A 21,663-nucleotide genomic window follows, 5' to 3' on the forward strand; every position below is an offset into this window, starting at 1 on the left:
CAATTACTATCTTATGGGGGAAAGCATACCCTACGTTCACGCAGGGTCAGAGACTCTTAGCGCTCGGTATGAATCCGCAAGGCGTAGACCGTCATCGGGCCTCGGTCGGCGTTGTAGGCGGGGTTCTGGATGTGCTGCACGTCCAAGCTCAGCCAGAGGCGCTTCAAGGCTTCCCAGCTGTAGTAGCCCTCGAAGATCGTTTCGGGGCGGTAGCGCAACGCGCCATCACCGATGAAAAACGAGGTGCCACCGGCTTCCAAGAAGTGCCGGCGCGCATCGGACAAGGTGTTGGCCATCAAGGACACGCCCACGCTGTCTTGCTCACGGCCCCAAGCCGCACCCTTGATCAACAGCCCGGACGAGAAGGAGCCGTCTACCTCGGTGAAGGCATGGGTTTCGGTATGGCCATCGGCTTGCATCAGGCGCAGAAACAGGCCCGTGTGGGCGCTAAGCGCTTGCTCTAGGTTGAGGCCCACGCCGTATTTCCATTGGTCACCCGCGCGCACCTGAAACAGCGCTGTTGGGTCGGTGTAGTGGCCCGGGTGGGCCTGAAGCCACGCCAAAGCGTCGTCAAAGTTGGCCAACTGCGCCCGATTGCGCCAACCCAGTAGGCGCACCTTGCCGGGCTGACCGCCCAAGGTGTGCGCGTGCTCCACTTCCACCTGATCGCCAAAATGGCGTGCCAAGGCCAGATCGACCTCAAGCAGGTTGGGCGCCTTTGGCCCGGACATGCGCCCAAAGCGCAGCACCCAATCATCGTGATACCACTCGGCGGCAAAGCCCCAGCCGAAACCGCGCGCATCGGCTGCGTAGTCGTAGGCTGCGTAGGTCCAGTTGCCCCAATTCATGAACTGGGTGCGCGGGTCTTTGGCATAGGTGTTCGGATCAAACACGTCCAGCGTCGAGAAGTTACCCAGCGTCAGCACCCAGCGGTTTTTATCCACCGTGCCGGCCATCTGGTTCAAGGCTGACTCGACCGCTTCGGTGCCACCCCCTTGGTTCCAGGTTTGGCGCAAGAAAAGCCGCTGGCGATAGAACACCGGCGCTTCGCCTGCGGCCCGGGTGATCTCACCGTTGGTGAAGCCGCCCAAGCCCACCAAGTTGGTCGAAAACGGCACGCCCTCAGCCATCTCGGGGTTGAAATACAACTCGCCCCCCTGCCACGGCCGCCAGCCCAGAAACGCCGTGGCCGAGAGGGTGTACATGCGTTCATGTCCGGGAACAAGGCTGTTCGGGCCGGTATAGGCCGCGCCAAAGCTCGGATGCATCTGACCGTTGTAGGTGATCTGCCAGCGCGCGGTCTGGTTTTCAGTGTCGTGAGCGGCATCCTGCGCTTGGGCGCACCCCAAGGCAAGAAAACACCCCACGCCCAAGGCGCATCGCTTCCACAGATTCACATTCATCAGGGCATTTCTCGCCCACGCAGGGCGCACAAAAGCGCGGATTAGAGCGCCTCAAAGTTACAAAAGTGTGACTCAACGATCCTGCGGCGCGTGCAGCGCGATACGGTTGCCTTCGCTGTCACGCACCACCGCCCGAAAACCATGGACACCCATCGGACGGACGTCTTCCAGCACCTCGGCCCCAAGGCGGCGCACCTGCGCCAGGGCGTCGCGCAACCGGCCCTCGACGTTGAGGTAGAGCAGCACACCCACTGCATGAGGCACCACCTCCGCCGCGATGACTTCGCGCACCGGCATCAGGACACCGCTGTTGCCCCCCAGCCCAGCCAAGACCGCAAAGGTGCGGCCCTGATCGTTTTCTTTGGTGATCGCGCCACCCACCACCGCCCGGTAAAAGGCGATGGCGCGGTCCAAGTCGTTCACCGGAATCTCGAACCAGACGGCACGGTTGTAGCGGCTGTTGTAGTTGATGGCGTGGGGCATATTTCAGGCCGTAGGAGGTAGTAGAGCTTGGGATTCGGCTTCGGGAAGGGCCTCGACACCACGCAGCGTGCGGACCATGGCGCGGGTGCGAATTTCAGCCGATTCGATGTTGTTGCTGGCCTCTTGGAGCTTTTTGCGCGTCTTCTCCAAGATGTCGCCGAACTTGCCGAATTCGGTCTTGACCGCACCAAGCACGGTCCAGACTTCGGCGCTGCGTTTTTCTAGGGCCAAGGTGCGAAAGCCCATCTGCAAGCTGTTGAGCAAGGCCAACAAGGTGGTGGGGCCGGCCAGCATGATGCGGTGCTGGCGTTGCAGGTCTTCCACCAGACCCGGTCGGCGCAACAGTTCGGCGTAAAGCCCCTCCGTGGGCACAAAGAGCAGGCCGAAATCGGTGGTGTGTGGCGGTGAGATGTACTTGGCGGCGATGGTGCGGGCTTCGTCGCGAATGCGCTGCTCCAAAGCACGGGCGGATAACTCGGCCCCTTCGCGGTCGGCACGCTCTTGGGCGTCGATCAGGCGCTCGTAGTCTTCACGCGGAAACTTGGCGTCGATCGGCAACCACACGGGGCCATCCTGATCGCCGCCGCGTCCCGGCAAACGCAAGGCAAATTCGACCCGGTTCGCACTGCCGGGCACGGTGGCGACGTTGACGGCGTACTGATCTTGGGTAAAGACCTGCTCCAGCAACGCGCCCAATTGCACTTCGCCCAACACGCCTCGGGCCTTGACGTTGGTCAGCACCCGGCGCAAATCACCCACCCCTTGGGCCAAGCCCTGCATCTCGCCCAAGCCCCGGTGGACTTGTTCCAAGCGTTCGGCCACGTGCTTGAAGCTCTCACCGAGCCGCTGCTCCAAGGTGGCGTGGAGCTTTTCATCGACGGTGGCGCGCATCTGCTCCAAGCGGGTTTCGTTGTCGGCCTGCATGGCCCGCAGCCGTACTTCGACGCTTTGCTGCAACTGGCCTAAACGCTGCTCAACGCTGAGCTGCACCGCGCCCAAGCGCTGCTCCATCATCTGGCGCATCTCGCTCAGGCGTCGGTCGGTGGCTTCACCTTGGCCGCGCACATGCTCGGTCTGCAAGGTGCCAAAACGGGCCAAGGCTTCAGCCAACTCTTGTCGATTGCCCCGGGCGGCGAGCTGGATCTCGCTGCGCAGCTCGCGCTCCAAGCGATCCGCATCGGTCCGCCACGAGCCCACCAGCGCATCGGCCAGCCGGTCCAGCGCCGCCTCGTCGCCCGCGCGCGCGCCCAAGGCTTGGGTCGCCTTCAAGTTGAGGACACCGACCGCCAAGGCACCCAAAGCTGCCAAGACAGTCAGCAGCAAGACGACAAGAAGCATGGATTCGTTCATGGCCGGATTGTCGGGCGTGGGTGAAAATCTCAGACGATGTACAAGAAAAAATCCGGGGGGCTGGCCCTGTTGTTCACCACGCCCTTGCGACTCCTCTGGCAACTCCTGATCGGTTTGATCCGACTGATCGCCCAAGCCCCTTGGTGGCTCGGTCTGGGTTTGGCGGTGCTGAGTTATCTCAGCCTCCAACTGGCCCTGCAAGTGCTTTGGGGACCGAAACACACCCTCGCTCACCCACTGGCACAAGCGGGCCAGATCGTGCTTGCGAGTCTTGGCCTGTGTGGTGCCGCGCTTTCAGCATGGCGCAACAGACAGCGCAGCCGCTTGCATGGCCATGTCACATACAACATCGACCAAAGCGTGACCCGCAACGAGGCGGCCAGGGTGCTCGAAGCCATCACCTGGCGCGAGTTTGAGCAACTGGTGGGCGAAGCCTTTCGTCAACAAGGCTACAAAGTCATCGAAACCGGCGGTGGGGGTGCCGATGGCGGCGTCGATCTGCGCCTGAAGCGCGATGGCGAGACTTTTTTGGTGCAGTGCAAGCAATGGAAGGCCTTCAAAGTGGGCGTCCAAGTGGTGCGTGAACTCTACGGCGTGATGGCGGCCACCGGAGCCACCGGCGGCTGGGTCGTGACCTCGGGGCGCTTCACGCCCGCAGCGCATGACTTTGCCCAAGGTCGAAACATCCAGCTGATCGACGGTCCACAACTCATCGTGATGCTGAAGCGACACCACCCATAAACCCATGGGGGTATAAGCCTAGCGACAGGAAAGACGCCAAATTTTGTGGCTCAATGCGAGCCTTCGTCTTTGCTTGCACCTCAAAAAACCATGATCACGATTGCCTGGGACCACTTCACCCCTGTTCAAGCCCTGTTGGGCGGAGCGCTGATCGGCTTGGCCTCAGCCATCTTTCTTCTGGGCAATGGCCGCATCGCTGGCATTGCCGGCATCATCGCCAGCCCCCTGCGCGCCCTGATCGCTGGCCGAACCTTGATGCCCGAACTGCCTCGGCTGGTTTTTCTGCTCGGCCTGATGCTGGCCCCTTGGCTGTGGCGCATCGCCGCCCCCCTGCCTGCCGTGAACGTCGATGTCGGCCCCATCGCGGTGATCGCGGCTGGGTTGCTGGTCGGTGTGGGTGTGCGCATGGGCAACGGTTGCACCAGTGGTCACGGTGTTTGTGGCCTGTCGCGCTTTTCTGTGCGCTCGCTGGCCAATGTGGCAGCCTTTATGACGGCGGGCGTGATCAGCGTGTTCGTGCTGCGTCACTTGATCTGACCCCATCTAGGAATCACGATGAATCTTCTTTTTGCTTTACTGAGCGGCCTGATTTTTGGCCTTGGCCTGATTGCCGGCGGCATGACTGACCCCACCAAGATCAAGGATTTTCTCGATCTTTTTGGTACGTGGGATCCCAGCCTCGGCTTTGTGATGAGCGGCGCGATTGCCGTGGGCGTCTTTGCCTTTGCTGCCGCCAAACGCCGTGAGCGTTCATGGACGGGAGAGCATATCGAGCTGCCCACCAACCGCACCATCGACATCCGCCTGATTCTGGGCGGTGTGTTGTTCGGCGCAGGGTGGGGTCTGGGCGGTTTCTGTCCGGGACCGGCCTTGGTGGCGATGAGCTCGGGAGTCAGCTCGGCGCTGTACTTCATCGTCGCCATGCTGGCGGGCATGGTGATCCATGACCGTTGGCTGCAACGCTGAGCGCGTACCCGTCGTCGTACCCAACGTGGCGCGCAGCAGCAACTCATCCGTGATGAGCAAGCGCCGCGCCACTTCTCGGCCGATATTCATCTGAATCAAGGCGAACTGTTCGGCATCACGCTCGAAGAGTTCAAACAAATCCGCCAGCGACAGCTCGATGGCCACGCAATCGGTCTCGGCCTGGACCGACGCGCTGCGCGTCGAAAGACTGAGCAAGGCCATCTCGCCAAAGCAATCGCCTTGGCCCAACTCGACCAACACCATCTCGCGTTGATCCAGGCTTTTGCGCACCGTGACGCGGCCCTGCTCAAGCACGTACATGGTGTCGGCCGCGCTATCGCCTTGGTGAAAGAAACAGGCACCCCGACGACAAAAGCGCGTGGGCGCACGCGCCAACAAGAACGCCAAGGTATCGGCCCGGATGGCCCCAAAGATCGGCATGCTTTGCAACAGCTCGATCCGACGAATCGTCTTCACCGTATGTCCCCGCCCCATGAATCATGGCTGCATTGTCGGCGGGGAGACGCCGTTTTACCAACTCACTTCGCGGTCGGGTGTGGCACCAATCTTGTGGATCGAAAGATCAGCCCCTTCGTATTCCTCTTCTTGGCTGAGACGCAAGCCCATGAAGACCTTGATCGCGCCGTAAACCAGAAAGCCAGCGGCCAGTGCCCACACCACGATCATCAAGGTGCCCACGGTCTGCGCCCCCAGACTCACGCCGCCCAAGCCGCCCAGCGCCTTCTGACCGAACAGACCGGCAGCGATGCCGCCCCAAGTACCGCACAAACCGTGCAGCGGCCACACACCCAGCACGTCGTCGATCTTCCAGCGGTTTTGTGTCAGGGTGAACAGGCTGACAAAGATCGCACCCGCCACGCCGCCCACCACCAAGGCACCCGCTGGGTGCATCAGGTCCGAGCCCGCGCACACCGCCACCAAACCGGCCAAGGGGCCGTTGTAGGCAAAACCCGGGTCGTTTTTGCCCATAAGCACGGCCACCAACGTGCCGCCCACCATCGCCATCAGCGAGTTCACCGCCACCAGCCCCGAAATCTTGTCGATGGTTTGGGCGCTCATCACGTTGAAACCAAACCAGCCCACCGCCAAGATCCAGGCACCCAGCGCGAGGAACGGGATGTTCGAAGGCGGATGCGCGCTCATCGCACCGTCCTTGCGATAACGGTTGCTGCGCGCGCCCAGCAGCAGCACAGCGGCCAGGCCGATCCAGCCACCCAGGGCATGGACCACCACGCTGCCGGCAAAGTCATGGAATTCGGCCCCAAAGCTCGCCTTGAGCCACGCTTGAATCCCAAACGCTTGATTCCAAGCCGCGCCTTCCGAGAGCGGATAGATCACGCCCACGATCACCGCCGTGGCCAGCAGTTGCGGGCCAAAGCGTGCCCGCTCGGCAATGCCGCCCGAAATGATGGCGGGAATGGCAGCGGCAAAAGTCAGCAGGAAGAAAAACTTCACCAGCTCATAGCCGTTCTTGGCGGCCAGCTCTTGCGCGCCTGTCATGAAGCTCACACCGTAGGCCACCGAGTAGCCGACAAAGAAGTAAGCGATGGTCGAAACCGAGAAGTCCACCAAGATCTTGACCAGCGCATTGACTTGGTTTTTCTTGCGCACCGTACCCAGTTCCAAAAAGGCGAACCCGGCGTGCATCGCCAGCACCATGATCGCCCCCAGCAGGATGAACAGCGCATCCGAGCCTTGTTTCAACGTTTCCATCCACATCCTCTGAAAGTAAAGAGCAACGCACCAATAAGTCGCAAAAACAAGCAATTCATGTGCCAACTTGGTGCGCCTTCACGCCTGCTTTAGGGTTTACCGATGAAGCACCAAAAAAGAGCGTATTAGTACGAGCGCCAGCAAAAAACTGCACCTATTTTGTGCGCAATAGCTCTATTTGCTTGGTGATGGTGCATCCGCCATCGGCCGGCGCAACAACACGCTTCGCCGTTAGAATGGCGCGCTCTACATCCTGTTGATCCCTCCACTGGTTCCCCCATCGACCGATCCTTGACCTCAAGATCGGCATCAGCGGAATCGAACTGGCCCGAAACACGGGCTTCATCCATGACATTTGACGATCTGGGCTTGGCCCAGCCGATTCTTCGTGCCGTACACGAAGAGGGCTACACCATTCCGACACCGATTCAGCAACAAGCCATTCCGGCGGTGCTGGCAGGCGGTGATCTCCTCGCCGGGGCGCAAACCGGCACCGGCAAGACAGCCGGCTTCACGCTGCCGCTGCTGCACAAACTCGATGCAGGCGAACCCGTCAAGGGCAAGAACGGCCGCCCAGCGATCCGCGCCCTCATCCTGACCCCGACGCGCGAACTCGCCGCCCAAGTCGAAGAAAGCGTGCGCACCTACGGCAAGTACCTCAAGCTCACCAGCATGGCGATGTTTGGCGGCGTGAGCATGGGCCCGCAAGTCGAGCGTCTGCGCCGGGGCGTGGACATCTTGGTGGCCACACCGGGCCGCCTGCTCGACCACCACGGCCAAGGCACGCTCGACCTGAGCCAAGTGCAGTTTTTTGTCTTGGATGAAGCCGACCGCATGCTCGACATGGGCTTCGTCCATGACATCAAGCGCGTGCTGGCCATGCTGCCCAAACAAAAGCAAAGCTTGCTTTTCAGCGCCACCTTCAGCGATGAAATCAAAACGCTGGCGGACAGGCTGCTGAACAAACCGCAGGTGATTGAAGTCGCGCGGCGCAATACCACCGCCGAAACCATCGCTCAGCGCGTCATCCACGTCGGCCGCGAACGCAAGAAAGACTTGCTGGCCCACCTGATCAAGACCCAGCAGTGGCACCAAGTGCTGGTGTTCACACGCATGAAGCACGGCGCGAATCGTCTGGTCGAGTTCTTGGAAAAGAGCGGCATCAGCGCCATGGCCATCCACGGCAACAAGAGCCAAGGGGCCCGCACCAAGGCCTTGGCCGAGTTCAAGACCGGCGACTTGCAAGTCTTGGTGGCCACCGACATCGCTGCGCGTGGCATCGACATCGACCAGTTGCCGCACGTCATCAACTTCGAGCTGCCCAACGTGCCCGAAGACTACGTACACCGCATTGGCCGCACCGGCCGTGCGGGTGCGCAGGGCGAAGCGCTCTCGATGGTGTGCTTGGACGAGATGGGCTTTTTGGCCGACATCGAAAAGCTCATCAAGCGCACCATTCCGGCTGAAACCGTGGCGGGGTTTGAGATCCCCAGCGGCGAGCGCGCCGAGCCGATCCAAATCGGCCGCCGCACGCTCAACGGTGCCCCCGGTGGTGGTGGTGGTGCCCGAAACGGCGGCGGTGGCGGTGGCCACAACACAGGTGCCAGCCACGGCGCGCGTCGCCCGCAAAGCCATCCTCAGGGCCAAGCCCCGAAGAAGCCGGCCGGCCCGAGCACCAGCACGGCGCATCCGCGTGGTCCGGTAGCGGCCACACCGCGTCCCGGCCCGCGCAAAGACGTCAGCCCAGGACCTGGGGGTTCACGGCCGTCAAGGGGTCCGATCCGCCAGCCAGGGCGATAAGGTTATCGGCGGCCAGGCGCGCCATGGCGCGTCGGGTCGTGCGCGTGGCGCTACCGATGTGGGGCGTGAGCACCGCGTTGGGCCGATCAAGCAGGGCCTGTGGCACAGCAGGTTCGTGCTCGAACACATCCAGCGCCGCTGCGGCCAAGCGCCCTGCCCCCAAAGCCTCCGCCAGTGCCAGCTCATCGACCAAGCCGCCCGGCCCACGTTGGTGAGCGTCGCACTCGGCTTCATCAGCCCAAGGGCCCGCGCATCGACGATGTGATGCACGTTGGCGCTATAGGGCAGCACGATCACGAGGTGATCGGCTTCTTGCATCAGCGCGTCGAAACTCACCCAACGCGCCCCCAGCGGCTCAGCCACCTCGGCCGGTAAAGGGTTGCGGTTGTGATAGATCACCGGCATGCCAAAACCCAAAGCCCCACGCCGCGCCACGGCTTGGCCGATCCGGCCCATGCCCAAAATGCCCAAGGTCGCGCCATGCACCTCCATGCCGGTAAAGAAGTCGCACGACCAGCGCGTCCACGCGCCCTGACGCAAAAAGCGCTCTGACTCGCCAACGCGCCGGGCTGCGGCCATCATGAGCGCAAAGCCCAGATCGGCGGTGGTTTCGGTCAGGACATCGGGCGCGTTGGTCACCACCACGCCCCGGGCCGTACAAGCCGCAATGTCGATGTTGTTCACGCCCACACCCAAAGAACACACCGCGCGCAACGCGGGGCAAGCATCGAGCAAAGCCGCGTCGATGCGCTCGCCCACCGTGACCAAAGCGCCCCAATGACCTTGCAGGCGCTCAATCAACTCAAGCTGCGACCAATCCGCGTCGTCCAGATTCAAGCTCAGCTCGACGTGCGGCCGCAGCACCTCGATCACGGCGGGGTCGATGGCGCGGGTCACCAGCACTCGGCGGCGGGTGGCGGCACGGGGATCACGCAGCATGCTCATCGTCGTCTCCATGAAATCGGACAAAGTCGCTCAAAGCCGCTCGTTCAGTCACGAGCTGGTTTTCAGGAGCGGCCGGGTCGGCATAGCCCAAGGCCATGCCGCAAACCACCTGCTCGTTGGCGGGCAGATGGAGATGTTCAGTGATCAAACGGTGATACGGCGTAAAGGCGGCTTGCGCGCAGGTATCCAAGCCCCGAGCCCGCGCCGCAATCATCACGCTTTGCAAGAACATGCCGTAGTCCAACCAACTGCCCTGCTGCATCACCCGGTCGATGGTGAAGATCAAACCGACCGGCGCGCCGAAGAAATCAAAGTTGCGCCCATGCTGGGCATGCATGCGAGCTTTGTCACCTTTGGCAATCGCCAGCAAACCATACAAATCAAAGCCCACCTTGCGCCGCCGGTCGATGTAGGGCGAGACCCACTCACTGGGGTAATAGGCGTATTCCTCGGCATGCTCGGCCGCTTGGGCCGGATCGTTGAAGGCAGCCAAGATACGCGCGCTCAACGTTTGTCGGCTCGCACCCGTCAAGACATGCACCCGCCAAGGTTGGGTGTTGGTGCCCGAAGGGGCCCGTGCAGCCACCGCCAAGATCGCTTCGAGCTGCTCCTGGGCCACGGGGGTGGAGAGAAAAGCGCGGATGGAGCGGCGCGAGTGCAACGCAGCATCGACGGCCGCCGTCGCATCGGCCATAGAATTTGCTGCATCGCAACAAAAAGAACTTGCATTCAACGTCGTTCTCCGTATACTTGCCTCAAATGCTGCACCGCAGCAAAGCTTGTTTCTCGACCGACCATCTACTCTTCTCTTTCTCAGGAGCTCACCATGATCACTGCTGACCAATTCGCATCCACCGGCAAGGCCAACGTCGAAACCCTGCTGGAAGTGAGCCAAAAGGCCTTCGAAAGCGTTGAAAAGCTGGTCGAGCTGAACCTGCAAACCGTGCGTGCCTCGCTGGACGACTCGGCCGAAGCCACCAAAGCCATGCTGTCGATCAAGGACGCCCAAGAACTGCTGGCCCTGCACACCAGCTTGGCTCAGCCGGCTGCCGACAAGGCCGCCACGTACGGCCGCCAAGTCTATGACATCACTTCCGGCTTCCAAGCTGAGGTGAGCAAGTTGTTCGAAACGCAAATCGCCCAAAGCCAAGGCCAGTTCGCGTCCCTGCTGGACAGCGCGCTGCAAAACGCCCCGGCCGGCAGCGAAAACGCCACCGCGATGTTCAAGTCGGCCATGTCGGCCGCCAACAACGCCATCGAAACCATCCAGAAATCGGCCAAGCAAGCCGCTGGCGTGGTGGAAGCCAACATCCAAGCAGCCACCCAAACAGCGACCAATGCCGCCAAGGCAGCCACCGCTGCTGCCCCGAAGGCTGCCAAGGCCCCCAAGGCCGCCTGAATTCAAACACCCCGCTATTTCGGAAAAGCTTTTGAGCCGGGGGGCTTGAAACGCGCATGAACTCCCTTATCTAGGGTCATGCGCAGTGACACTCCTCTCTGCGTGAAGGTTGTCTCCTTGGTACCTTGTGCGATTCATTCGATCAGGTACTTTTAAACCCGACAGGTTTCTGTCGGGTTTTCTTTTTGTTGCGGCTCTGCAACACACCTGAAGCGCAATCTAAGCTTTTCGCTTCAAAATAGCGCCCCATGCACCGCACCCTGTCACAACGCCTCATCAGCTGGATCGGCATCGCCTTGATCCTGCTGAACGCGCTCGTGCCGGGGTTGTCACATGCCATGCATGGCGGCTCGGTCAAGGCCGTGGGCTTGGAAGCCTTGGCCGATCTGTGCGTCACAGCCAGCGCCAGCCCAGACGGCGATAGCGGCTCCACCGCCGCCATGGAGGACTGCGTCTTTTGCGCGCATGCCCCGATGTCCGTGGCCCTGCCCACCGATATCCGCACCACGGTTCCCTCTGCTCGGGCCTTGCAACTTCAAGCGCCCACCCACGAGCAAGTCATTGCGCGTGACCGCGCGCTCTACCCGCCTGCCCAGCCAAGGGCACCCCCAGCCAGCTGCTGAATCTGCAAACCGCGTTGGTGCGGTGCATGGCCCTTGAGGGTCTGCACGGTGCCGGTTTTGTGATTCATGCGTGCCGGGGCTGCTTTGATACGTCGATGACATCGACAGCCCCCGCCGCTTGCAGGGGCCGTTCATGGCACACGCCTTCTCCCATGGTGTCGCGCTGGGTCAAATCCAGCGCCCCAATCTCCGTTACATCCGCCCGGATCCACCTACTACCCTTCGCCCGGCCCAAACCGCTTGGGCCTTGGGTGCAGACCCCGCCATGGCGTTGGCCAACGCCGCGCAATGGGGCATGTTGGCGATCACCACCTTTCACCGCTTGGGTCTTTGCACCAGCGTGATCGACGCACTGAGCCTCGACTTGGACAGTCGTCACAACCCATACCCGCTTGGACGGCACCCTCAGTGCCTGCGTGCGCGGCCTTGGCGGTGACCACCTTGGTATCTCACCCGCCAGCGGGGCCACGTTCGCCGCGTGGTGGGCTGATCAAACCTTGCTGAATCACTGATTTCCTCCCTGATTTTTAACGGAGTTTCCCCATGACAACCTTGACCAAGACCTCCTTCGCCCTGGCTGCTATCGCAGCGGCAGCCCTCACCGCTTGCGGCGGGGGGAGCACCACCACGCCCACAACAGGCGGCTCAACCCAGCGCGTCTCGATCAACTTTGCCGCCGCTGTCGGTCAAACGCCGCTGGCTAGCGGCGTTTGCTCGGGCATTCGAGTCGATGGCGTGGCTTATCGCAAAGATGCCACCGGTGCCAATGTGCCCGTGAACACACTGCTCAACGACTTGCGCTTTTACGTCGGCAACATCTCGCTGCTCAAGGCCGATGGCACTTCCGTGCAAGTCACGCTTGATAGCAACAACTGGCAGGGCAGCGATGCCACGGCCAGCGTGGCGCTGATCGACTTTGAAGACGGCTCTTGCCTGAACAACACCGGCGGGACACCGGGCACCAACACCGTCATCACCGGCACGGTGCCCACGGGCACCTACACCGGGGTGCATTTCGAATTGGGCGTGCCTGAAACGCTCAACCACAGCAACCCGACGACCACCGCGATCGCACCGATCTCCACCAGCGTGCCTGGCATGGCTTGGGCTTGGCAATCGGGCCGTAAGCATATGAAGATCGAACTCAGCCCAGAAAATGCCACCGTTCCGGGCACCTTCGCCCTCGGCGTGCAAACCGTTGATGCCACGGGTGCCCAAGCCACCACCACCGTGGGCGGTATCACCACCAATGCACCCAATACCAGTACCTTTGTGTATCACTTGGGCGCGACCAACTGCGTGGCGGATGCTGCGGCCACCGCCACGGGTGGATTTAACTGTGGCACCACCTCGAACCAGCAGCACTTCCACTTGGCAGCCTTCAATGCCGCCACTCAGAAAGTCACCCTGGACTTGAAGGCTTTGTTCGCCAATCAACCCGTGACCACCAACACCAACGGCACAGCCGCAGGGTGCATGTCGGCGGTGACCGACCCGGAATGCGCGGCGATGTATGCCATGTTTGTCGATGCCACCGACGAAGTGCTGCACCCCCTGGGTACCGTGTTTACCGCTCGCTAAACTGCGCGCTTTCCCTGTCTGAATGAGGTGTTGTTGATGCGTCAAACCTACCGCCGAAGCGTCACGGCCCTAGCCTTGATGGCTGGCATATTGTCGGGTTGCGGCGGCGGAACCCAAGTCACCGACACCTCACCATCGGGCTGGACCCGTGCCTTGCCAGCGGGGTTTCCGACCCCGCTGGTGCCGGCCGACAACCCCATTTCGGAAGCCAAGATCGAACTGGGTCGGCATTTGTTCTATGACATGCGGCTCTCCGGCAACGGCAACCAAGCCTGCGGCTCGTGCCATCACCAAGCCAAGGCCTTCACCAACGGGGCCATGACGGCCGTCGGTTCGACCGGCGACGTGATGCCGCGCAACGTGCCCAGCCTTGGCAACACGGCCTACAACGCCACCTACACGTGGGCTAATTTCTCAATCACCACGCTGGAGCGGCATCACTTGGTGCCACTGTTCAACGAAAACCCCACCGAGTTGGGCGTGAATGACGCCAACCAGAGCGTGGTGCTGGCTCGTTTTTCGGCTGATCCGATCTACCAAGATTTGTTTGCCAAGGCATTCCCCGCCATCCGGCTGCCCGCAGATCTCTACGCTTGGGCCACCGTCACCCAAGCTCTCGCCTCTTTTACGCGCTCGCTGATTTCGGGCAACAGCAAGTACGACCAGTTCATGCAAGGCACCACCTTGCTCACAGCCTCCGAGCTGCGCGGCATGAACTTGTTCAACACCGAAACGGCCGAGTGCTTTCACTGCCACGGCAGCTTCAACTTCAACGACTCGATCCAGCATGAAGGCATGCGCTACATCGACCGACCGTTTCACAACACGGGCCTCTACAACGTCGATGGTCTGGGCAGCTACCCGGCGGGCAATCAAGGCATTTTTGAGTTGTCGCAAGCGCCCACCGACAAGGGTCGCTTCCGTGCGCCAAGTTTGCGCAACGTCGAAGTCACCGCGCCCTACATGCACGACGGCAGCAAAGCGACGCTCGAAGCGGTGATCGACCACTACGCCGCTGGTGGCAGCGTGCTTTTGCCGCCCGACCCGAACGCGGGCGATGGTCGCGCCAACCCGTACAAGAACGACCTGATCGGCATGATCAGCCTCACACCTCAAGACAAAGCCGATCTGGTCGCCTTTCTCAAAACCCTCACCGACAACGAATTCCTGACCAATCCCTGCCAAGGCAACCCCTTCTATCCCGACCCAAACCGGCCCTGCCTGAAGGTCGCACCATGAGCCGCCTCATGAGCCTCATGAAACGGGGCCATCTCATCGTCGCCCTTGGTCTCAGCCTGTGCGCCAGCGCCTTCAGTCACGATGTCTCGCAAGACCCCATCCCGCCCAGCGCCGGCTGGCGCATCGGTATGGCCGGCTCACTGGCTGCCGTGCAGGCTTCGCAAGACGCTTGGCCCACACCGCGTTGGCCTGGAGTGCTGGGCTCGGGCCAACTCCCGAGTGATCGGCGCGGCACGCACCTAGAGCACGCCACCCTCGACGCTGCTACTCGCCTGAATGACGCCTGGGGGGCCTACGTCGCTTGGGGCCGTCACGGCAACGATCCCATCCACGTAGAAGCGGCCAAGCTGAGTTGGCGTCAAGACATCAGTGGTGATCGCCTCAACGTGATGCTCGGCCGCGACCGCGTGCCCATGGGTGCGGTCCTGACCCGCGCTGGCCACTTCGACCGCTTTGCCCAAGTGCCATGGGTCAAGAGCGTCATCTTGAACGACGACTGGATCGACAACGGGCTGAATCTGAACTGGCAACGGGGCATGGCTGAAGGCTTGCAAAGCGTGGACGTGGGGCTGTGGGGCGGACGCACCTTTCCCGGTGGCCCAGCTGGCGCGCGCGCCCCGGCCCTGCACGCCCAAGGCAGCTGGGGCGAATGGCTACTCGACGGCTTTGGCGCTTGGCTGCAACCCCAAGGCCGAGGCACCCTCGCAGCAGCCAGTCGCGCGGGCCACACCCACACGGTGCCGAGTTGCTTGAGCGGCAACCTCATCAATGTGGTCTGCTTTGACGGCACCACCCGGATCCTCGGCACCAGTTTGGCGTGGACGCCGCACGAGTTGGGCCTGAGCGTACAGGCGGCCGCTTTGTGGCAACACGAAAGTGGAGCGCTCTACACCCGTTTTGGCGACAGCCACTACACCGGCAACACCCTGGGCGGCTGGCTGGATGCGCAATGGACGCTACGCCCCACGTGGTCGGTGGCAGCACGACTGGAGCATCTCGCCGCCCGTCATGACTTAAGCGGCCCTGGCTCCAGCAGCGTCGCGGCCGACGCCGCCTTGAACCCCAACACCCCGTTGCAACGCCAAAGCGCAGCGCTGCTCTTTGACGCCCTGCCCCAAGTGCAACTGAGCGTCGAAGCCGGCACCGAGCAAGGCTCCCTGCCCGTGAATCGTTGGATCGGGTTGCGTGCCGTGCTGCATGTGCCTGAGCTGCTGCGCAGTCACTGGATACCGTAGAGTTCGCCCACCTTTTCATTCCGACGGAGACCCTTCCATGCGCTCAACCCTTTTTAGACCCCTGCACGCGCTGGCCTCAGCAGCCGTGGGCGCATGTTTGCTGGCCGCTGCGGTGGTGGCCCACGCTCATGACTTCAAGGCCGGAGACATCACCATTGATCACCCCTATGCCCCACCCACGGTGGCGGAGCAAAAGACGGGAGCGGTGTATTTCCGCCATCTCAGCAATGGCGGCGACAAGCTGGATCGTCTACTCGGGGCCAGCACGCCGGTCGCGCGGGTGGTGGAGATCCACAGCATGACGATGGAGGGTGATGTGATGCACATGCGGGCCATCGCCGCGCTGGAGGTGCCTGCTGGCAAGTCGCTTGAGATCAAGCAAGGCGGGCCGGTGCATCTGATGCTGCTTGACTTGAAGCAGCCCTTGAAAGACGGTGCCCGCTTCCCGATCGTGCTGCGCTTTGAGCGTGGCGGCGAGAAAGAAGTGATGGTCTGGGTGCAAACACCCCGAAGCCAAGGTGGAGCGATGCATGTCCATTGAACAAAAACCGCTGAAGCACCTAGAACACCCAGAACACTTGGATGCCCGCACCCGCCGGGCCTTGATCTTGACTGGCAGTCTGGGTTTGGCGGCGGCGAGTCTGGGTTTGGTTTTGGGGGGCTGCGACCAGAAAAAACCGCTGCTGAGTTTTCATGGCATGGACATCAGCGGGGCCAGCTACGGCCAAGCGTTCAGCCTGCAAGACCCTGACGGTAAGACGCGCACGTTGGCTGAATTCAAGGGCAAGGTGGTGCTGTTGTTCTTCGGTTTCACGCAGTGCCCGGATGTCTGCCCCACCGCCCTGACCCGCGCGGCGCTGGTCAAACAGATCCTTGGCCGCGAGGCTGACAAATTGCAGGTGATCTTCGTCACCCTTGACCCCGAACGCGACAGCGCTGCGCTGCTGAAAAACTACACCGCCGCTTTTGACCCCGTTTTTCTCGGCTTGCGCAGCACGCTGGCTGAGCTGCCCGCCTTGGCCCAAGCCTTCAAGATCACCTACAAAAAAGTGCCTACGGGGTCGTCCTACACGATGGATCACACCGCCTTGAGCTATGTCTATGACTTGAAGGGCCACATTCGCCTAGCCATCAGGCATGATCAACCGGCCGATCAGCTGGCCCGCGATGTGCGTGAATTGCTGAAAGAAACAACCTCTTGAATTGGAGTTTTGATGAAATCTCGCCTGATCACCCTGGCTGCACTGAGCGCGGCCCTGTGCAGCAGCCTGAGTGCTTTTGCCGATGTCAGCATCAAGGATGCGTGGGTGCGCGCCACGGTGGCTGAACAAAAAGCCACCGGGGCTTTTATGCAACTGACGGCCAACAGCGACGCCCGATTGATCAGCGCCAGCTCACCCGTGGCTGGTGTGGTTGAAATCCATGAGATGTCCATGCAAGACAACGTCATGAAGATGCGCGCCCTGCCCAACGGTTTGGATCTGCCAGCGGGCAAGACCGTCGAGCTCAAGCCGGGCAGCTATCACGTCATGCTGATCGACCTGCACCAAGGCATCAAGGCCGGGGATACCGTGCCCTTAACCTTGGTGGTTGAAGGTAAAGACAAGAAGCGCGAAACCATCGAGATCAAGGCCACCGTGCGTAACCTCGCTGGCGGCCACGCGCCCAACGGTCCGATGGATGGTGCTTCGGGCATGAAGCACCACCACTGATCATCCATCCATCAATCGCTGATCCGGCTGCGCGTGAGCCCTTCGGGCAAGGGCGCGCCGGTGATGAGTCGCATCGACACCTTCAACTCGCGCTCACTCAGGCTCTCGACCAGCCCGGATCGGCGGAAGTGGCCCAACACGCGCGAGACAGTTTCAGGAGCCGTGTTGATGATCCGGGCCATGTCCGCCAACACGGGCAGTTCGCATTGACAGGCCTCCGCCTGATTGGGCCGCCCCGTACACAGCAACGTCAGCAAATGGCGCACCCGCTCGCCCGCTGAGCCCTGCAAAAGCCGGGCGGTGTCGGCCAGGCGCTGTTGCTGCGTCACTTGAGCGCGGGCCAACACATCGCCCCAGCCGGCCAGATCACAGCCCTGCAAATCGGCCACGATACAAGGCACCAAGGCACGCGCCCGACCCCGCTGCGTCAACCCCAGCAAGGCCTCCACCGCCAGCAAATCACCGGGCAGCGCCAAGCAAGCCACATCCCCGTGGCCGCTGTTGCCGGACTCGACCAACACAAAGCCCTCCAACAAGACCATGGGCGCGCAGCGATCACCGACCTCATAGATCAGCGCAGCGCGCGCACGGTATTTGTGCGGACCCAGCATGCAACGCCCTTCCATGGGTGGGCGACGCTCAATGGCGGCACTCGCATCGTGATCGGCTATCCAAGGGGGATTCAATGTCATCATTGGTCGCATGACCGAACTGCTCAACGTCAAGATCAACGGCGCGCATCCTAACCGGGAACGTCCCTGCCCCCCGTGCGGTTTTCAACCCGTGGGGAGTGTCGCCATGCGGCTCACCGTGGGGGTTGCCTTGGGGATCACCTTAGGAGGTTGTGTCGGGCATGCCGGAGGCTCGCCCACCCAAGAAGCGCCGCAATTTCTGCTCTTTGGTGAGCAGCACGATCAAACCGATCACCAAGCGCAGGTGGCACGCAACATCGCCCATCAAGCCCAGCAGCATCAGCTCACGGCGGTGGTGCTAGAGATGGCTGAGCGCGGCCACAGTACAGCGGGCTTGCCGGCCGAAGCGCCTGAAATCGACGTCCAGCAGCGCCTGCACTGGCAAGAGGCGGGTTGGCCGTGGTCTAGCTATGGCCCGGTGGTGATGGCGGCGGTACGCGCCGGTATTCCAGTGGTGGGCGGCAATTTGCCCAAGGCAGAACAAAAACTCGCGGCGACCGAAAGCCGACTTGATCATCTCGTCAGCCCCGAGGTGCATAGCCGTTTGGCGCAAGCCGTAAGCACCAGCCATTGCCAAAGCCTGCCCGCAGAGGCCGTGACACGGATGGTGCGTATCCAGATTGCGCGCGACGACACCATGGCCCAAACCTTGATGGCCGAAGCGCAGCAAGGTCAGGTCGTTTTGCTGGCAGGAGAGCAGCACGTGGCCCGCGACCGGGGCGTGCCCTTGCACTTGATGCGGCGCGGTGTGGCCCCGCAAACCGTCTACAGCGTGGGCTTCAATGAGGGTGATGGCTTGCTTGACGAACGCCGCCCAGCACACATCACCCCACGCGAAGACCCCTGCAAATAAGTGCAGTGCAGTGCAGCCCAGCTCAGTCTTGGCTAGGCGTGAGGATGCCCGAGAGGTAGTCTGATTTGCCGATGGGCACGCCGTTGTGGCGCAGCAAAGCGTAGGCCGTGACGATGTGGAAGTAGAAATTGGGCAGCACCCACTGGTTCAAATAAGCCAGCGCTTCCATGGTCTTGGGCGTGCGCTCGCGGCCCACGGGAAAGGTGATGTCACGCCCCGCGCTGGCATCGATGGCCGCAGCAGACACACCGGCCAAAAAGGCTTGGGTCGAGGCAATGCGGGTCTGCAATTCGGCCAAGGTGGCTTCGTGGTCTTCGTGACGCGGGGCCTCCACCCCGGCCAAACGGGCCGCACCGTACTTGGCGGTATCACAAGCAATACGAACCTGCGAGGCCAACGGCAGCATGTCGGGGGCCAAGCGGCTTTGCAGCAACACATCGGGGTTGAACTTACGCGCAGCCGCATCTGTGGCAGCCTTTTCCAAACACAAGCTCAGGGTGGTGAGCATGCCTTGCAAGGCCGGCAGACTTTGGGAAGACAGGGACAAGACGGTCATGACAACTCCAAAAACATCAGGGGACAAGGAGCCCGGATTGTGCGTCACCCCACAAAATGCTGCACCGCAACAAATTTCTTGCGCAGCCGATGCAACACCGCCTATACTTCGCTCCATTGCTGCAATGCAGCATCCTTTTTAACAGGAGCACCACCATGATGACCCCCGAACAATTCGCCGCCGCCCAACAAGCCAACCTGACCGCCATGGTCGAAATGAGCCAACGTGCTTTCGCCAACGTTGAAAAGCTGGCCAACCTGAACCTCGAAGCTGCTCGCTCGGTGCTGGAAGAGTCCGCTGCTCACACCAAGGCCCTGCTGTCGGCCAAGGACCCGCAAGAAGTTGTGGCCCTGCAATCGAGCCTGATGCAACCCGCCGCCGACAAGGCCACCGCCTACGGCCGTCAAGTGCAAGACATCGTCACGACCGCACAAGCTGAAGTGACCAAGCTGGTTGAAGCCCAAGTCGCTGAAGCCCAAACCAAGCTGCAATCGCTGGTCGAAACCGCTGCCAAGAACGCCCCGGCCGGTGGCGAAGGTGCTGTGGCCATGCTCCAACAAGCCATGGCTGCTTCGACCGCTGCCTTTGAAAACGCCCAAAAGGCGGGCAAGCAAGCGCTCAGCACCGCTGAAGCCAACTTCCAAACCCTGAGCACCAACGCCACCAAGGCGGTTCAAAGCGCCGCTCAAACCGTCGCTCAAGGCACCAAGACCGCGACGCGCTTCAAGAAGAGCTGAAGCCTTTGCGGCTGAAGTAACAAGCCCCGTCGGGTTCACCGGCGGGGCTTTTTTGTGGGCATGATGCGGTGCCATGCGTACCTCCACCCCCCCACCCGCCTTCTTGCACCCGCTCTCTCACGGCATCTACGCCATCGATACCGGCTTTGAGCGGCCCAGCTTTGATGCGGCCTACCTGATGGTGCAAGACGGCCGTGCGGCCTTTATCGACACCGGGCACAACGCAGCCGTGCCGCGCCTGCTGGCGGCGCTGGCCCATGTGGGGCTGGGCGTCGAAGCGGTCGATTGGGTCATCCCGACCCATGTGCATTTGGATCATGCCGGAGGCGTGGGCCTGCTGATGCAGCATCTGCCGCAAGCGCAAGTGCTGATTCACCCCCGAGGGGTGCGCCATCTCATCGACCCCAGCGCCTTGGTGGCCGGGGCCGAAGGGGTGTACGGTGCGCAAGCGGTGCAGCAAACCTATGGCACGGTGCTGCCCGTACCGGCCGAGCGGGTGCTGGCCAGCCATGACGGTATGGACGTGATCTTGGGGGCCAACCGGGCGCTGTTGCTCATCGATACCCCTGGCCATGCGCGCCATCACCATTGCATCTGGGACGCACGCTCACGCGGCTGGTTCAGCGGCGACACCTTGGGCATCAGCTACCGAGAATTTGATCGTCCCCCCGAGGGCGGTTCAGCTTCACACAGCGCTTGGATCTTCCCCAGCGCCACGCCGGTGCATTTCGATCCCCCAGCCCTCAAGGCCTCGATCGAACGCATGATGGGGTTTGAGCCGCACTGGTTCTATCTGACCCACTTCGGCCGGGTCGGTGGTGATCTGAAGCGCACCAGCGGGCTCGCCATGCACTTGTTGGCGCTGACCGATGCTTATGCCGCGTTGGCCGATACCCTGCCCGAACCCGACTTGGCCCAAGGCATGGCCCGAGTGCTGCTCGATAGCGCCCGCCGCCACGGCGTCTTACTCGATGAGGCCACGATGCGCACCTTGCTGGCCAGCGACATTGCGCTCAATGCGCAAGGGCTGGCGATCTGGCAGCACCGATGTGGGTCAGCCCATCCGCATGGGTGACAATCGGGTGCCATGACCACCTCTCCCTCGTTTGTCACCGAGGTGCCCCGTCCCACCATCTTGCTGGTGGACGACACCCCCGAGAATCTCGCCGTCTTGGGCGAGCTGCTTGCACCGCTGTACCGCGTCAAGGTGGCCAACTCCGGTACACGCGCCTTGGAGTTAGCCGCCGCTGAGCCGCAGCCCGACTTGATCTTGCTCGACGTGATGATGCCGGACATGGACGGCTACACGGTGCTGGGCCGATTGCGCGCCCAAGCCGCCACCGCCGACATCCCCGTCATCTTCGTGACCGCCATGAACGCCACCGAAGACGAGCAACGGGGCTTTGATCTGGGCGCAGTGGACTACATCACCAAGCCGATTCGCCCGCCCATCGTGCAAGCACGGGTCAAGGCCCAACTGGACTTGAAAGAAGCGCGCGACTGGCTGCACAACAAAAACGCCTTGCTCGAAGCCGAGGTGGCGGCGCGCATGGATGAAAACCGGCGCATCCAAGACGTCAGCATCCACGCCTTGGCTCGGCTTGCCGAAACGCG

At 62.0% G+C, this 21,663-nt stretch carries 23 protein-coding genes and 3 pseudogenes; 17 read left to right on the forward strand and 9 right to left on the reverse strand.

Annotated features, from left to right (window positions below; all coding sequences use genetic code 11):
- Nucleotides 1-56 precede the first annotated feature (56 nt).
- From AC3VI7_RS03480 to AC3VI7_RS03490, 3 genes are all read right to left on the reverse strand, one after another.
- Nucleotides 57-1,403, reverse strand: coding sequence for a carbohydrate porin (locus AC3VI7_RS03480; protein WP_489668868.1), 1,347 nt, complete (start codon nucleotides 1,401-1,403; stop codon nucleotides 57-59).
- A 72-nt stretch (nucleotides 1,404-1,475) separates the two neighbouring features.
- Nucleotides 1,476-1,886, reverse strand: coding sequence for a VOC family protein (locus AC3VI7_RS03485; protein ID WP_489668869.1), 411 nt, complete (start codon nucleotides 1,884-1,886; stop codon nucleotides 1,476-1,478).
- Between the two features lie 3 nt (nucleotides 1,887-1,889).
- Nucleotides 1,890-3,224, reverse strand: a complete 1,335-nt coding sequence (locus tag AC3VI7_RS03490; protein ID WP_489668892.1) for a DNA recombination protein RmuC — start codon at nucleotides 3,222-3,224, stop codon at nucleotides 1,890-1,892.
- A 231-nt stretch (nucleotides 3,225-3,455) separates the two neighbouring features.
- Here AC3VI7_RS03490 and AC3VI7_RS03495 point away from each other — a divergent pair.
- The 3 genes and pseudogenes from AC3VI7_RS03495 to AC3VI7_RS03505 all read left to right on the forward strand — a co-directional run.
- Nucleotides 3,456-3,965: pseudogene (locus AC3VI7_RS03495) on the forward strand (restriction endonuclease); the annotation flags it as partial.
- A gap of 105 nt (nucleotides 3,966-4,070) precedes the next feature.
- Nucleotides 4,071-4,514: a YeeE/YedE family protein gene (locus AC3VI7_RS03500; protein ID WP_489668893.1), complete on the forward strand. Its 444-nt coding sequence runs from the start codon at nucleotides 4,071-4,073 to the stop codon at nucleotides 4,512-4,514.
- An 18-nt stretch (nucleotides 4,515-4,532) separates the two neighbouring features.
- Nucleotides 4,533-4,943, forward strand: a complete 411-nt coding sequence (locus tag AC3VI7_RS03505; protein WP_489668870.1) for a DUF6691 family protein — start codon at nucleotides 4,533-4,535, stop codon at nucleotides 4,941-4,943.
- A gap of 126 nt (nucleotides 4,944-5,069) precedes the next feature.
- Here AC3VI7_RS03505 and AC3VI7_RS03510 read toward each other — a convergent pair.
- Together AC3VI7_RS03510 and AC3VI7_RS03515 are read right to left on the reverse strand one after the other, a co-directional pair.
- Nucleotides 5,070-5,438, reverse strand: a pseudogene (locus AC3VI7_RS03510) (cyclic nucleotide-binding domain-containing protein); the annotation flags it as partial.
- Between the two features lie 36 nt (nucleotides 5,439-5,474).
- On the reverse strand, nucleotides 5,475-6,677 hold the full coding sequence (locus tag AC3VI7_RS03515; protein WP_489668871.1) for an ammonium transporter: 1,203 nt from the start codon (nucleotides 6,675-6,677) through the stop codon (nucleotides 5,475-5,477).
- Between the two features lie 348 nt (nucleotides 6,678-7,025).
- Here AC3VI7_RS03515 and AC3VI7_RS03520 point away from each other — a divergent pair, with 348 nt between their 5' ends.
- The gene (locus AC3VI7_RS03520) at nucleotides 7,026-8,477 is read left to right on the forward strand and encodes a DEAD/DEAH box helicase (RefSeq protein ID WP_489668872.1); all 1,452 of its coding nucleotides are present in this window, start codon (nucleotides 7,026-7,028) and stop codon (nucleotides 8,475-8,477) included.
- Here AC3VI7_RS03520 and AC3VI7_RS03525 read toward each other — a convergent pair.
- Together AC3VI7_RS03525 and AC3VI7_RS03530 are read right to left on the reverse strand one after the other, a co-directional pair.
- Nucleotides 8,416-9,416 (reverse strand): annotated as a pseudogene (locus AC3VI7_RS03525) (2-hydroxyacid dehydrogenase). The gene AC3VI7_RS03520 and the pseudogene AC3VI7_RS03525 overlap by 62 nt on opposite strands.
- Complete coding sequence (locus AC3VI7_RS03530; RefSeq protein WP_489668873.1) at nucleotides 9,406-10,116, reverse strand: nitroreductase; 711 nt, start codon at nucleotides 10,114-10,116, stop codon at nucleotides 9,406-9,408. Before AC3VI7_RS03530 ends, AC3VI7_RS03525 begins: the two are co-directional and overlap by 11 nt.
- Before the next feature lie 132 nt (nucleotides 10,117-10,248).
- Here AC3VI7_RS03530 and AC3VI7_RS03535 point away from each other — a divergent pair, with 132 nt between their 5' ends.
- The 9 genes from AC3VI7_RS03535 to AC3VI7_RS03575 all read left to right on the forward strand — a co-directional run bounded on the left by AC3VI7_RS03535 (nucleotide 10,249) and on the right by AC3VI7_RS03575 (nucleotide 17,211).
- Entirely contained in the window at nucleotides 10,249-10,821 is a 573-nt protein-coding gene (locus AC3VI7_RS03535; protein WP_489668874.1) for a phasin family protein, read from the forward strand.
- Between the two features lie 248 nt (nucleotides 10,822-11,069).
- The gene (locus tag AC3VI7_RS03540) at nucleotides 11,070-11,444 is read left to right on the forward strand and encodes a DUF2946 family protein (protein WP_489668875.1); all 375 of its coding nucleotides are present in this window, start codon (nucleotides 11,070-11,072) and stop codon (nucleotides 11,442-11,444) included.
- Between the two features lie 133 nt (nucleotides 11,445-11,577).
- Nucleotides 11,578-11,880: a hypothetical protein gene (locus AC3VI7_RS03545; protein WP_489668876.1), complete on the forward strand. Its 303-nt coding sequence runs from the start codon at nucleotides 11,578-11,580 to the stop codon at nucleotides 11,878-11,880.
- A gap of 107 nt (nucleotides 11,881-11,987) precedes the next feature.
- Complete coding sequence (locus tag AC3VI7_RS03550) at nucleotides 11,988-13,025, forward strand: MbnP family copper-binding protein (protein ID WP_489668877.1); 1,038 nt, start codon at nucleotides 11,988-11,990, stop codon at nucleotides 13,023-13,025.
- A 36-nt stretch (nucleotides 13,026-13,061) separates the two neighbouring features.
- Complete coding sequence (locus AC3VI7_RS03555; RefSeq protein ID WP_489668878.1) at nucleotides 13,062-14,264, forward strand: MbnH family di-heme enzyme; 1,203 nt, start codon at nucleotides 13,062-13,064, stop codon at nucleotides 14,262-14,264.
- Nucleotides 14,261-15,499: a hypothetical protein gene (locus tag AC3VI7_RS03560; protein WP_489671393.1), complete on the forward strand. Its 1,239-nt coding sequence runs from the start codon at nucleotides 14,261-14,263 to the stop codon at nucleotides 15,497-15,499. The genes AC3VI7_RS03555 and AC3VI7_RS03560 overlap by 4 nt, the downstream gene beginning before the upstream one ends.
- A 37-nt stretch (nucleotides 15,500-15,536) precedes the next feature.
- Entirely contained in the window at nucleotides 15,537-16,040 is a 504-nt protein-coding gene (locus AC3VI7_RS03565; protein ID WP_489668880.1) for a copper chaperone PCu(A)C, read from the forward strand.
- Nucleotides 16,030-16,701, forward strand: coding sequence for an SCO family protein (locus AC3VI7_RS03570; protein WP_489668881.1), 672 nt, complete (start codon nucleotides 16,030-16,032; stop codon nucleotides 16,699-16,701). Before AC3VI7_RS03565 ends, AC3VI7_RS03570 begins: the two co-directional genes overlap by 11 nt.
- 12 nt (nucleotides 16,702-16,713) lie before the next feature.
- A complete protein-coding gene (locus AC3VI7_RS03575; protein ID WP_489668882.1) occupies nucleotides 16,714-17,211 on the forward strand; it encodes a copper chaperone PCu(A)C in 498 nt (165 codons plus the stop codon).
- 11 nt (nucleotides 17,212-17,222) lie between these two features.
- Here the strand turns inward: AC3VI7_RS03575 and AC3VI7_RS03580 are convergent, their stop codons facing one another.
- Entirely contained in the window at nucleotides 17,223-17,903 is a 681-nt protein-coding gene (locus tag AC3VI7_RS03580; RefSeq protein ID WP_489668883.1) for a helix-turn-helix domain-containing protein, read from the reverse strand.
- Nucleotides 17,904-17,913: 10 nt separating this feature from the next.
- Between AC3VI7_RS03580 and AC3VI7_RS03585 the strand changes: the two genes are divergently transcribed.
- The gene (locus AC3VI7_RS03585; RefSeq protein ID WP_489668884.1) at nucleotides 17,914-18,756 is read left to right on the forward strand and encodes a ChaN family lipoprotein; all 843 of its coding nucleotides are present in this window, start codon (nucleotides 17,914-17,916) and stop codon (nucleotides 18,754-18,756) included.
- A 22-nt stretch (nucleotides 18,757-18,778) separates the two neighbouring features.
- Here the strand turns inward: AC3VI7_RS03585 and AC3VI7_RS03590 are convergent, their stop codons facing one another.
- Nucleotides 18,779-19,312 (reverse strand): DUF1993 domain-containing protein, encoded by a 534-nt coding sequence (locus tag AC3VI7_RS03590; protein ID WP_489668885.1) that lies wholly within the window; start codon nucleotides 19,310-19,312, stop codon nucleotides 18,779-18,781.
- 155 nt (nucleotides 19,313-19,467) lie between these two features.
- Here AC3VI7_RS03590 and AC3VI7_RS03595 point away from each other — a divergent pair, with 155 nt between their 5' ends.
- The 3 genes from AC3VI7_RS03595 to AC3VI7_RS03605 form a co-directional block, all read left to right on the forward strand.
- A complete protein-coding gene (locus AC3VI7_RS03595) occupies nucleotides 19,468-20,049 on the forward strand; it encodes a phasin family protein (RefSeq protein ID WP_489668886.1) in 582 nt (193 codons plus the stop codon).
- A gap of 73 nt (nucleotides 20,050-20,122) precedes the next feature.
- Nucleotides 20,123-21,124 (forward strand): MBL fold metallo-hydrolase, encoded by a 1,002-nt coding sequence (locus AC3VI7_RS03600; RefSeq protein WP_489668887.1) that lies wholly within the window; start codon nucleotides 20,123-20,125, stop codon nucleotides 21,122-21,124.
- 12 nt (nucleotides 21,125-21,136) lie between these two features.
- Nucleotides 21,137-21,663: response regulator (locus AC3VI7_RS03605; RefSeq protein ID WP_489668888.1), on the forward strand; the 527-nt coding region annotated here is incomplete at its 3' end.

It is taken from the genome of Leptothrix toolikensis (SeqCode) (assembly GCF_057922285.1).